General features: G+C 73.5%; 11 protein-coding genes. 8 read left to right on the plus strand and 3 right to left on the minus strand.

The window, feature by feature from the left end; genetic code table 11:
* The coding region (locus tag ABT299_RS33385; protein ID WP_500253169.1) for an ABC transporter ATP-binding protein at positions 1-1801 on the minus strand (1801 nt) is incomplete at its 3' end.
* A 71-nt stretch (positions 1802-1872) separates the two neighbouring features.
* Positions 1873-3564, minus strand: coding sequence for an ABC transporter transmembrane domain-containing protein (locus ABT299_RS33390; protein ID WP_500253170.1), 1692 nt, complete (start codon positions 3562-3564; stop codon positions 1873-1875).
* Positions 3565-3902: 338 nt separating this feature from the next.
* On the opposite strand from ABT299_RS33390, the gene ABT299_RS33395 reads away from it, so the two are divergent.
* The 7 genes from ABT299_RS33395 to ABT299_RS33425 all read left to right on the plus strand — a co-directional run bounded on the left by ABT299_RS33395 (position 3903) and on the right by ABT299_RS33425 (position 10984).
* Positions 3903-5123, plus strand: a complete 1221-nt coding sequence (locus ABT299_RS33395) for a PP2C family protein-serine/threonine phosphatase (protein ID WP_347256879.1) — start codon at positions 3903-3905, stop codon at positions 5121-5123.
* A 225-nt stretch (positions 5124-5348) separates the two neighbouring features.
* The gene (locus tag ABT299_RS33400) at positions 5349-6038 is read left to right on the plus strand and encodes a succinate dehydrogenase/fumarate reductase transmembrane subunit (protein ID WP_190861032.1); all 690 of its coding nucleotides are present in this window, start codon (positions 5349-5351) and stop codon (positions 6036-6038) included.
* Between the two features lies 1 nt (position 6039).
* Entirely contained in the window at positions 6040-7977 is a 1938-nt protein-coding gene (locus ABT299_RS33405) for a fumarate reductase/succinate dehydrogenase flavoprotein subunit (protein ID WP_387022416.1), read from the plus strand.
* A gap of 2 nt (positions 7978-7979) precedes the next feature.
* Complete coding sequence (locus ABT299_RS33410) at positions 7980-8732, plus strand: succinate dehydrogenase/fumarate reductase iron-sulfur subunit (RefSeq protein ID WP_190861036.1); 753 nt, start codon at positions 7980-7982, stop codon at positions 8730-8732.
* A gap of 63 nt (positions 8733-8795) precedes the next feature.
* On the plus strand, positions 8796-9542 hold the full coding sequence (locus ABT299_RS33415; protein WP_500253171.1) for an arginase family protein: 747 nt from the start codon (positions 8796-8798) through the stop codon (positions 9540-9542).
* A gap of 87 nt (positions 9543-9629) precedes the next feature.
* The gene (locus ABT299_RS33420) at positions 9630-10367 is read left to right on the plus strand and encodes a hypothetical protein (protein WP_500253172.1); all 738 of its coding nucleotides are present in this window, start codon (positions 9630-9632) and stop codon (positions 10365-10367) included.
* Between the two features lie 86 nt (positions 10368-10453).
* Positions 10454-10984, plus strand: coding sequence for a nuclear transport factor 2 family protein (locus ABT299_RS33425; protein ID WP_500253173.1), 531 nt, complete (start codon positions 10454-10456; stop codon positions 10982-10984).
* Positions 10985-11000: 16 nt separating this feature from the next.
* On the opposite strand, the gene ABT299_RS33430 is transcribed toward ABT299_RS33425, so the two are convergent.
* Positions 11001-11480, minus strand: coding sequence for an STAS domain-containing protein (locus tag ABT299_RS33430; protein ID WP_190861044.1), 480 nt, complete (start codon positions 11478-11480; stop codon positions 11001-11003).
* Between the two features lie 64 nt (positions 11481-11544).
* Between ABT299_RS33430 and ABT299_RS33435 the strand changes: the two genes are divergently transcribed.
* Positions 11545-11790 carry a DUF2630 family protein gene (locus ABT299_RS33435; RefSeq protein WP_190861046.1) on the plus strand — a complete coding sequence of 82 codons (246 nt, stop codon included), beginning with the start codon at positions 11545-11547 and terminating at the stop codon, positions 11788-11790.
* Positions 11791-11792: the final 2 nt, after the last annotated feature.

Genomic DNA, 11792 nt, shown 5'->3' on the forward strand with positions numbered 1-11792 from the left:
GCCCTCCCGCACCGGTCAGCACCGCGACCCGCACGGCGCGGTCGGCTTCGACGTCGTCCCAGGCCTCGGCGAGCTCGCGGTGCGTCGCCGAGTCCCAGAGGGCGGCGTAGGAGCCGTCCTCGGCGAGCAGCTCGTCGTGGGTGCCGAGCTCGGTGATCCGGCCGTCCTCGACGACGGCGACGCGGTCGGCGTCGTGCGCGGTGTGCAGCCGGTGCGCGATCGCCACGACGGTCCGGCCGTCCAGGACGGCGGCGAGCGTGCTCTCCAGCCGCCGCGCGGCCCGCGGGTCGAGCAGCGACGTCGCCTCGTCCAGCACCAGCGTGTGCGGGTCCGCGAGGACGAGCCGGGCCAGCGCGAGCTGCTGCGCCTGCGCGGGCGACAGCGTCGCGCCGCCCTCGCCGACCTCGGCGTCCAGGCCGGGGCCGTCCCAGTCGACGGTCGCGAGGACCTCGCGCATCCGCGCGTCGGAGGCGTCCGGGCGGGCCATCGCCAGGTTCTCGCGGAGCGTGCCCCGGAACACGTGGTGCTCCTGCGTGACGAGCGCGACGTGGCCGCGCAGCTCGTCGAGGGGCAGCTCGACGAGGGGGACGGGCGCGTCCGAGCCGACCGTGACCGCGCCGGAGCGGGGCCCGTCGATCCCGGCGAGCAGGCGGCCCAGCGTCGACTTGCCCGCGCCGCTCGGCCCGACCATCGCCAGCCGCTCCCCCGGCCGCAGGTCGAGGTCCACGCCGTGCAGGACGTCGCGGCCCGCCCGGTAGGAGTAGCGGACGTCCCGCGCGGTGAGCCGCTCGCCGTCCGGGCGACGGGTGCCCGCCTCGCGGTCCGGCGGGACGTTCCCGACGCCGAGCAGCCGGGCCAGGGACGCGCCGCCGAGCTGGAGCTCGTCCAGCCGGGACAGCAGCATGTCGACCGGTTCGATCAGCTGCTGGACGTACAGGGTCGCGGCGGTCACCTGCGCGAGCGAGGCCATCCCGTGCGCGTAGAACAGGCCGCCGAACAGCAGGGTCGTCGCGACCGGCAGCACGAACCCGAACTCGGCGACCGGGAACAGCACGGTCCGCAGCCGCAGCGTGTACCGCTCGGCGGCGTAGGAGCGGGCGATGTCGGCGTCGCCGCGGGCGTGCCGGCGCTCGGCGAGGCCGAACGCCTCGACGGTCCGGGCGCCGTGCACGGTCTCGGCGAGGCCGTCGGCGATCAGCGCCCACGAGGCGTTCTCGCGCAGGTAGCCGTCCCGGCAGCGCGGCAGGTACCAGCGCATGACGCCCCACAGGAGCGGGACGGAGACCAGGCACGGCAGCGCGACCAGCGGGCCGTTGACCAGCAGCGCGCCGAAGGTGAACGCGCCGACGACGATCGCGACGAGGGTCTCCGGGACGGCCTCGCGCAGCGAGGTGCCGAGCGTGTCGACGTCGCGGGACGCGCGGGTGACGAGGTCGCCGGTGCCGGCCCGCTCGACGGCCGACAGCGGCAGCCCGAGCAGCCGGTCGACGAACTCCTCGCGCAGCTCGGCGAGGACGCGCTGGCCGAGGCGGGCGGAGGTGAAGTAGGCGTACCGGGTCAGCACGCCCTGGACGATCACGAAGCCGGCGATGGCGAGCGCGGTGGTGTCGATGTGGGCGGTCCCGTCGCGGACGCCCTCGACCAGCTCGCCGAGCAGCCGGGGCGCGACGAGGCCCGCGACGGCGGCGAGGCCGTGCAGCGCCAGCGTCCCGGCGAGGGCGCGCGGGTGCCGCAGCGCGACGCGGCGCGCGTACGCCCGCACCTGCGCGGGCTCCGCGACCGGCAGGATCTCGGTGCTCACGGTTCTCGGGCCCTTCCGTACAGCGGTCCGGTGGTCGGGTGGTCGGTGGGTGTCGGTGGGGGGTCGTCCGGTCAGTGGCGCGGGGCGGCCTCGCCGCGGGTGACGGCCGCGGCGTAGCGCGGCTCGGTCCGCAGCAGGTCGCGGTGGGTGCCCTCGGCGACGACCCGCCCGTCCTCGACGAACGCGACGTGCGCCGCGCGGTCCAGCATCAGCGGGCTGGTCGTGCACACGACGGTGGTGCGGCCCGCCCGCGCCTCGCCGAGCCGCTCGGCGATGCGCGCCTCGGTGTGCGCGTCGACGGCGCTGGTCGGCTCCACGAGGACCAGCACCTCGGGGTCGGCGGCGAGCGCCCGGGCCAGCCGGAGCCGCTGCCGCTGCCCGCCGGAGAACTCCCGGCCCGCCTCGGCGACGTGCCGGTCCAGGCCGGACGCGGCGGCGATGTCCTCGGCGGACGCCGCGCGCAGCGCCCCGTCGAGCACGGCGGCGGACGTGCCGGGCGGCGCGAGGGCCTCGGCGAGCGTGCCGGCGAACAGCCGGTCCTCGTTGACCGCGACGAGCACGCGGCGGCGGATCCCGGCGACCTCGCGCAGCGGGACGCCGGCGAAGTCGACGTCGCCGGGCGCGTACCGGCCGAGCCGGTCGGCGATCGCCTGCGCGTCGCGGGGCTGCGCGGCGGCGATCGCGGTGACCCGCCCGGGCCGTACCACCAGGCCGGACGCGATGTCGACGAGCTCGGCGGGCCCGGCCGGGCGGGCGGTGCCGCCGTCCGGCGCGGGCTCCAGGTCGAGCAGCCGGACGACGCGCCGCGCCGCCACCAGCCCCTTGGTGATCTTGCCGGCGGCCTCGCCGATCGTCCGCAGCGGGACGATCAGGAAGACCGCGTAGCCGTAGCAGGCCACCAGGTCGCCGACGCCGATCTCGCCGCGCGCCACGTAGTGCGCGCCGGCCCAGGTCACGGCGGCGATCAGCAGGCCGGGCAGGAGCACCTCGGCCCCGGAGATCCGGGACTCGGCGCGGGCCGCGGCGACGCCGGCGTCGCGGACCCGGCCGGACAGGGCGCGGTACCGGCCGGAGAACAGCCGCTCGCCGCCGATGCCGCGCAGGATCCGCAGGCCCTCCACGAGGTCGGTGGCGCGGCCGTTCAGCTCGCCGACCAGCTCGCGGTGCGCCTCCTCGCGCTCGCGGAACGGGCGCAGCAGCGGCGCCGCGAGCAGCAGCACGAGCGGGACGCCGACCAGCACGACGAGGCCGAGCTGCGGCGCGGTCGCGAGCAGCACGGCCGCCACCACGACGATCGCGACGACGGCGCCGGAGCCGCGGCACACGATGTCGACGACGTCGCCGAGGTGCGCGACGTCGGACAGGCCGATGCTCACGACCTCGCCCGCGCCGAGCCGCCTCGGCAGCGTCGCGCCCAGCCGGGTCGCGTGCCGGGTGACGATCTGGACGGTCCGGTACGCCGACGACAGCCAGAGGAAGACCGCGCGCCGGTGCCTGAGGATCCCGGTCGCGGCCTGCGCGCCGCCGAGGGCGAGCAGCACCGCCGTCCAGACCAGCAGCGCGCGGTCGTCGCGGCCGGCGACGCCCTCGCCGATGGCGCGGCCGATCGCGGCGGGCATCAGCGCCTGGCTGAGCATCCAGCCGACCCCGAGCAGGCCCCCGGCCAGCACGCCGCGCCATTCGGCGCGCAGCAGCCAGAGCAGGTAGCGGGCGGGAGATCGGTGGTCGGGGCTGCCTGGATCTTTCTCCGGCAACGGTTTCACCGGACGAAGATATGCGGCGACCCCCCGGAAGTTCGAACGATTTTCTGCCCCGCGCCGGGGTCCGGCGGGACCCGGGGTCAGCGCGCCGGGGAGGGGTTCCGGGCCGTCCGGGACCCGCCTCGCGGACGATCACAGGGGTGCGCGGGAACGCGGGGACACGCTAAGGTCGGAGGGCATGGGAGCGAGGTTCCTCGGCTCCCCGAGCCGGGACCGCGGCGGCTAGGCAGATGCCGCTCCCCCGGTGCGGTCCGGTCCTTGCGTCCTGCCACCGCAGGAATAACCGGAACGGTCCGGCCGTTGCCAGTGCCGTCGCCAGCCCCGACTTTTCCGGAAGCTTAGTGAGCACTATCAGTCACCAGACGCATCCCTTCACGCCAGGGGCCGAGGACAGGGTCGACCTGCTCCTCATCGACGACGACCCCGCCGACGTGCTGATGGTCGAGAAGATGCTCGCCGACAGCGGCCTGGACGCGCTGATCACCGTCGCGGCGGACCTGCCGACCGCGCGGCGCCGGCTGACCCGCCGCACGCAGTGCATCGTCGTGGACCTGTCGGCGCCGGGGATCGACCGGCTGGACGGGCTGCGGCAGGTGCTCGACATGTCCGGGACGGCCGCGGTGGTGGTGCTGACCGGTCTGGACGACGCGGGCCTCGGCGTCCGCGCGGTCGCCGCCGGCGCCGAGGACTACCTGGTCAAGCAGGAGGTCGACGGCCCGCTGCTGGCCCGCGCGGTGCGCTATGCCATAGAGCGCAAGCGGTCGGAGGAGACCGAGCGGCGGCTGGTGGAGGCGCGCATCCTGGGCCGCGAGAACGCGCGGCTGGAGCGCGGGCTGCTGCCCGTCCCGCTGATCGACGACCCCGCCCTGCGGCACCACACCCGCTACCGGCCGGGCCGGCGGCGGGCGCTGCTCGGCGGCGACTTCTACGACACGGTGCAGACCGAGGGCGGCGCCGTCCACCTGATGATCGGCGATGTGTGCGGGCACGGCCCGGACGAGGCGGCGCTCGGCGTCCAGCTGCGGATGGCGTGGCGGACGCTGGTGCTGGCCGGGCACACCGGCGAGCAGCTGCTCGGCACCCTCGACACCGTCCTCGGGCACGAGCGGCGCAGCGAGGAGATCTTCACCACCCTCTGCATGATCACGATCGCGCCGTCCCGGCGGACCGCGCGGATGCACCTGGCCGGGCATCCCGCGCCGCTGCTGTTCCGCGACGAGCCGGACGGCGGCTTCGAGGTCGCGGCGCTGCCGGAGTACGCGCACGGCCCGGCGCTCGGCCTGGTGCCGGGCGCGGAGTGGCCGACGACGGAGATCGACCTCGGCGAGTCGTGGGGGCTGATGCTCTACACCGACGGCCTGATCGAGGGACGGGTCGGCGCGGGCTCCACCCGGCTCGGCACCGACGGCCTCGTCGAGCTGGCGCGCGGGGCGCGCGGCAGGGGCGCCACCGGGCGGTCGCTGATCGACGAGCTGGTGACCGAGGTGGAGCGCCTCAACGGGGACGCCCTGACCGACGACCTGGCGGTGCTGCTGCTGTCCCGGCAGGCCACCGCGTCGTGATCCGCGCCACGGCGGCGTCCTGACCGCACACCGGCGGCGCCGGGGTCAATGTCGTCTGCGTCACTGCGCGGCCCGGTTCCCGAACTCTCTGTGAACTCACTCACGATCATGGAGGGCCCACGGCACGGGGAGGCCCGTCCCGGCTCGGTTCATAGCCTGCGGCTATCGGATTGAGTGCGCTGATGACTTGGCGCTCTTGTCCAAATTGGACATACCGTTCGCGACGTGGCTATAGCGATACCTGCGATCTACCGATCGACCGTCGGCAAGAAGGCCGTCATGGCCGTGACCGGCGCAATCCTGGTGCTGTTCCTGATCGCGCACATGATCGGGAACCTGAAGATCTTCCTCGGTGAGAGCGACTTCGACCACTACGCGCACTGGCTGCGCACGATGGGCGAGCCCGCCGTCCCGCACCGGACGCTGCTGACGATCCTGGAGATCGTGCTCACGGTGTCGGTCGTGCTGCACATCTGGTCGGCGGTGTCGCTGGCCCGCCGCGCCGGGAGCGCACGGCCCGTCAAGTACCAGGCGAAGAAGAAGTCGCACGCGCAGGGCTACGCCACCCACACGATGCGGTACGGCGGCGTCATCATCGCGCTGTTCGTCATCTGGCACCTGCTGGACCTCACCTTCTTCGCGGTGAACCCGCTGGGGTCCGACGCCACCCCCTACGACCGGGTCATCGCCGACTTCGACGGCTCCCGCTGGTACATCACCGTCTGGTACGTCCTCGCGGTCCTGCTGGTCGGCCTGCACCTCAACCACGGCATCTGGAGCGCGTTCCAGACCCTGGGTCTGCGCAGCCCCCGCAGCAACGGCACGCTGCGGCTCCTCGCCGGCGGCGTCGCCGGGGTCGTGACCCTCGGCTTCATCGCCGTCCCGATCTCCGTCACCTTCGGATGGGTGAGCTGACATGAGCGACAGCTTCTACAAGTCCGGCGAGCCGATCGCCGACGCCAAGGCGCCCAAGGGCCCGATCGAGGACCGCTGGACGACCCGCAAGTTCGAGGCCAAGCTGGTCAACCCGGCCAACCGCCGCAAGAAGAAGATCATCATCATCGGCACGGGCCTGGCGGGCGGCTCGGCCGGAGCCACCCTCGGCGAGGCCGGCTACCACGTCATCCAGTTCTGCTTCCAGGACAGCCCGCGCCGCGCCCACTCGATCGCCGCCCAGGGCGGCATCAACGCCGCGAAGAACTACCGCAACGACGGCGACAGCGTGCACCGGCTGTTCTACGACACGGTCAAGGGCGGCGACTTCCGCTCCCGCGAGTCCAACGTGCACCGCCTCGCCGAGATCTCCACGCAGATCATCGACCAGTGCGTCGCGCAGGGCGTCCCGTTCGCCCGCGAGTACGGCGGCCTGCTCGACAACCGCTCGTTCGGCGGCACGCAGGTGTCCCGCACGTTCTACGCCCGCGGCCAGACGGGCCAGCAGCTGCTGCTCGGCGCCTACCAGGCGCTGATGCGGCAGGTCGACGCCGGGAACGTGGAGCTGTACCCGCGGCACGAGATGCTCGACCTGATCATGGAGGACGGCCGGGCGCGCGGCGTCGTCGTCCGCAACCTGATCAACGGCGAGATCAAGCACTACACCGCCGACGCGGTGGTGCTGGCGTCCGGCGGCTACGGGAACGTGTACTTCCTGTCCACCAACGCGATGGGCTCGAACGTCACCGCGTCCTGGCGCGCGCACCGGCACGGCGCGCTGTTCGCCAACCCGTGCTACACCCAGATCCACCCGACCTGCATCCCGGTCAGCGGCGACCACCAGTCCAAGCTGACCCTGATGTCGGAGTCGCTGCGCAACGACGGCCGCGTCTGGGTGCCGAAGAAGGCCGGCGACACCCGCAAGCCGTCCGCCATCCCCGAGGACGAGCGCGACTACTACCTGGAGCGCATCTACCCGTCCTTCGGCAACCTGGTCCCCCGCGACATCGCCTCCCGCGCCGCCAAGAACGTCTGCGACGAGGGACGCGGCGTCGGCCCCGGCGGCCTCGGCGTCTACCTCGACTTCGCCGACGCGATCGAGCGGCTCGGCCGCGACAAGGTCGAGGCCAAGTACGGCAACCTCTTCGAGATGTACGAGCGCATCACCGGCGAGAACCCGTACGACACGCCGATGCGCATCTACCCGGCCGTGCACTACACGATGGGCGGGCTGTGGGTCGACTACGACCTGGAGTCGACGATCCCCGGCCTGTTCGTGATCGGCGAGGCGAACTTCTCCGACCACGGCGCGAACCGGCTCGGCGCGTCCGCGCTGATGCAGGGCCTCGCCGACGGCTACTTCGTGCTGCCGAACACCATCAACGACTACATCGCCCGCAACGCCCTCCCGCCGGTCGACGAGAAGAGCATCGCCGCGGCCGAGGAGCGGGTGACGTCGCGCATCGAGAAGTTCCTGTCGATCGACGGGGACCGCTCCGTCGACTCCTTCCACCGCGAGCTCGGCCACATCATGTGGGAGTACTGCGGCATGGAGCGCACCGAGGAGGGCCTGCGCAAGGCCCTGGAGCTCATCCCGGCGCTGCGGGACGAGTTCTGGAAGCGCGTCAAGGTCACCGGCAAGGGCGAGGAGCTCAACCAGCAGCTGGAGAAGGCCGGCCGCGTCGCCGACTTCTTCGAGCTCGCCGAGCTGATGGTGATCGACGCCCTGCACCGCACCGAGTCATGCGGCGGCCACTTCCGCGCCGAGAGCCAGGACGAGGACGGCGAGGCCAAGCGCGACGACGACAACTTCGGCTACGTCGCCGCCTGGGAATGGGCCGGCGAGGGCGAGCAGCCCGTCCTCCACAAGGAGGACCTGAACTTCGAATACGTCCACCCGACGCAGAGGTCGTACAAGTAATCATGAAGCTCACACTGCGCGTCTGGCGCCAGAGCGGCCCCCAGGACAAGGGGAAGATGGTCGAGTACAAGCTCGACGACATCTCCCCAGACGCCTCGTTCCTGGAGATGCTGGACGTCCTCAACGAGAAGCTCATCGCCGACGGCGAGGAGCCGGTGGCGTTCGACCACGACTGCCGCGAGGGCATCTGCGGCATGTGCTCGCTGGTCATCAACGGGACCCCGCACGGCCCCGAGGAGCGCACCACCACCTGCCAGCTGCACATGCGCAAGTTCAAGGACGGCGAGGTCATCGACGTCGAGCCGTGGCGCGCCAAGGCGTTCCCGGTGGTCAAGGACCTGGTGGTGGACCGGTCCGCGTTCGACCGGATCATCCAGGCGGGCGGCTACATCACCGCGCCGACCGGCACCGCCCCGGAGGCGCACTCCACGCCCGTCCCGAAGCCGGACGCGGACCGCGCGTTCGAGGCCGCCGAGTGCATCGGCTGCGGCGCCTGCGTCGCGGCCTGCCCGAACGGCTCGGCGTCGCTGTTCCTCGGCGCGAAGGTCACCCACCTCGGCCTCATGCCGCAGGGCCAGCCGGAGCGCTGGGACCGCGTCGTGTCGATGCTGGACACCCACGACGACGAGGGCTTCGGCGGCTGCACCAACACCGGCGAGTGCGTCGCGGTCTGCCCGAAGGGCATCAAGCTCGACGTGATCGGGAACCTGAACCGCGACTACCTGAAGGCGACCGCCGGCGGCAAGAAGCGCTGACGCGCCGGCCCCAGGCCACGGCCCCGCCCGGTTCTCCGGGCGGGGCCGCTCTACTGTGTGCGCATGACGATTACCTTGGTCCCCTACCACCAGGACGAACGCCTCCCCGGCACGTCGTTCCCGCTCCCCGAAGCCGAGGTGGTCACGGTCGCGAGCGAGCTTCCCGGCGGCGACGTCTGGGCGCGGATCGGCGCGCTGTACGAGCGCGTCGCCGCCGAGGTCGCCGCGCAGGTCGCGGACGGCGGGGTCCCGTCGGTGGTGTCCGGCGACTGCCTGGTCTCCGAGGCCGTCCTCGCGGGGGTGCAGCGCGCCGGCGTGGACGCCTCGATCGTGTGGTTCGACGCGCACGGCGACGTCCAGACGCCGGAGACCACCACCTCCGGGTACATCGGCGGGATGCCGCTGCGGCAGATCCTCGGCGACCACCCCGAGCTGCTGTCGTCGCCGCTGGGGCTGCGGCCGCTGCCGGAGGACCGGGCCGTGCTCGTGGACGCCCGCGACCTCGACCCGGCGGAGGCCGAGTTCCTCGCCTCGTCCCGGGTCCGCCGCTGCCCGGTGGACGACGTCGACCTGCCGGACGGCCCGCTCGTCCTGCACATCGACGTGGACGTGATCGACAAGGCGGAGCTGCCGGGGCTGCGGTTCCCGGTCGGGAACGGCCCGTCGTTCGACGCCGTCGTGGCGGCCGTGAGTCGGGTCAAGGCCACCGGCCGCCTCGCCGCCCTCGACATCGCCTGCCCGTGGCATCCGGCGCGGGAGGGCGACGACGGGATCCGGGCCCGCCTCCTCGCCGCCCTGCTGGCGTCCTGACCCGCCGGTAACCCTGGGCCGGACGGCACCGCGTGCCCTACCATGCTCCTCATGCACGTGCATAAGACTGTGCATCAGCATGAGCACATGCACGGTACTCGCGAGGTGCCGTTCGCGCTGCACCGGTCCATCGTCTGCGTGGACGTCGAGAAGTTCGGCGGCCGGGCGAACTGGGACCAGCTCACCGTCCGCGACGCCATGTTCCGCGCCCTGGAGACGGCCCTGGCCGAGTCGCGGGTGCCCGAGGAGCACTTCACCTGCGAGGACCGGGGCGACGGGGCCCTGGTCCTCGTCGACCCCGCGGTGCCGAAGGAGCACCTCGCCGGGCCGTTCCCGGCGCGGCTCGCGGCGTGCCTCGAACGGCACAACGGCGCCGCCGCGCCCGGCGCCCGCTTCCGGCTGCGGGCCGCGGTGCACGCCGGGGAGGTGCACTACGACCGACATGGCGTGGCCGGCAGCGCGGTCAACCTGCCGTTCCGGCTGCTGGAGGCCGGGGCCCTCAAGGAGGCCCTGCGCGGCTCCGCCGGGGCCCTGGCCCTGATCGCCTCGGAGTGGTTCTACCGGGAGGTCATCGCGCAGAACCGCACCTGCGAGGCCGCCGCCTACCGGCGCGTCCGCGTCTCGGTCAAGGAGACGCGAACGCCCGCCTGGGTACGGTCGCTGCCGACCGGGCCCGGCGAGGCGGAGGCGCCCGCGGTCCCGGCCGTCCCGCTCGCGTCCGCCGCGGCGGCGCGCCGCTCCCCCGCACGCGCGCGGCGCCCCGGCGCCCGCCCGGCACCGGCTCCCAACCGGGGCGCGGCGACGGGGCCGGCGGGACCCGCGTGACCCCCGCCCGACCGGTCGGGTGACGGATGCCCGCCCGGTCGGCCCGCTCCTAACGTCGATCGTGTTCCCGGACGAAGGAGAAGACGATGAACGACAAGGAACTGGCGGACCGGGTGTCGGCGCTGGCCGACCGCGCGGAGCTCACCGAGCTGGTCGCCCGGTTCTTCGGCTCGATCGACGACCGCCAGCGGAACCCGGAGGCGCACCCCTTCGACGCGGCGTGGGCGCGGGCGTTCTTCACCGACGACGTCGAGTTCCGCTACCCCGTCGGCGCGTACAAGGGTCATGCCTCCGAAGGGATGGACCTGGCCATGGACAACTTCGGCCGGACCCAGCACCTCGCCGGCATCCCGGAGATCGCGCTGGACGGCGACCGGGCCGCGGTGCGCTGGAGCGCCGTCCACACCCATGTGCACCTCGCGTCCACGCAGGAGGCCCGCGCCGACCGCCTCGGCGAGACGTTCGTGTCCGGCGGGCACTACGACGCGGAGGCCGTCCGCACGCCCGAGGGCTGGCGGTTCCGCGCCGTCGCCCTCGACGTCACGTGGACGACCGGCAAGCCGCCCCTCATCCCGCCGGAGCGCCGCGCGGCCATGGCCCGCCTCGCGGACTCCTGAGCCGGGACGAGCCCGGTCAGGGGCGCAGGCGGCAGTGCAGCTCCAGGCCGGGCACCGCGTCCCAGCCGATCAGGCGGACGAGCTTGTCGATGTGCGCGGTGACCGAGTGCAGGATCAGCAGGCCCTCGCGTTCGGCGAGGTCGCGGGCCGCGAGGGTGAGGGCGCGCAGGCCCGCGACGTCGATGAAGTCGACGCGGGCGAGGTCGAGGTGCAGGTCCCCGTCGACCCGGGAGCGGGCGGCGCGCAGGGCGCGCTTGAGGTCGCTCGCGTTGGAGACGTCGACCTCGCCCGCCATCCGCAGCCACGGGGCGTCCGCGGCGCCCTCGATGCGCAGCAGCGGGGTGTCGAGCTCCACGACGTCGTAACGGGGAGCGGTGCGCTCCGGGCGCGCCCCGCCGGGACCGCCCTCGCCGCCGGTGATCCGCCAGACCGTCATCCGCTCCTCGCCCTTCGGGACCGGGGCGCCGCCTACCGTGGGGACGCCCGTATATGCCACGATCTCACCTGTTGACACCTTGTGGACCCCACCACGCGGGAAAACCGCCATCGGGAGGCTTTTCATGGACGAGAAGGCGATCCTCGACCGCATCAACGACTTCATCGACGAGGAGCACGCCCTCCGGCAGGCGCATGAACGCTCCGAGACCACCGGTGAGGACGCGAGACGGAGGCTGCGGGAGCTGGAGGTGGCCCTCGACCAGTGCTGGGACCTGCTGCGCCAGCGGCGCGCCCGGATCGAGGCGGGGCAGAACCCCGAGGACGCGCACGTGCGCCCGGCGAGCGAGGTCGAGGGCTACCGCCAGTAGGG

Origin of the sequence: Spirillospora sp. NPDC000708, assembly GCF_040299565.1 — a bacterium.
Classification (GTDB): Bacteria; Actinomycetota; Actinomycetes; order Streptosporangiales; family Streptosporangiaceae; genus Spirillospora.

Bases quoted from the DNA above. Each gene is read 5' to 3' on its own strand.
- ABT299_RS33405 (WP_387022416.1), top strand. From the start codon at position 6,040: ATGAGCGACAGCTTCTACAAGTCCGGCGAGCCGATCGCCGACGCCAAG.
- ABT299_RS33410 (WP_190861036.1), top strand. From the start codon at position 7,980: ATGAAGCTCACACTGCGCGTCTGGCGCCAGAGCGGCCCCCAGGACAAG.
- ABT299_RS33415 (WP_500253171.1), top strand. From the start codon at position 8,796: ATGACGATTACCTTGGTCCCCTACCACCAGGACGAACGCCTCCCCGGC.
- ABT299_RS33420 (WP_500253172.1), top strand. From the start codon at position 9,630: ATGCACGGTACTCGCGAGGTGCCGTTCGCGCTGCACCGGTCCATCGTC.
- ABT299_RS33425 (WP_500253173.1), top strand. From the start codon at position 10,454: ATGAACGACAAGGAACTGGCGGACCGGGTGTCGGCGCTGGCCGACCGC.
- ABT299_RS33435 (WP_190861046.1), top strand. From the start codon at position 11,545: ATGGACGAGAAGGCGATCCTCGACCGCATCAACGACTTCATCGACGAG.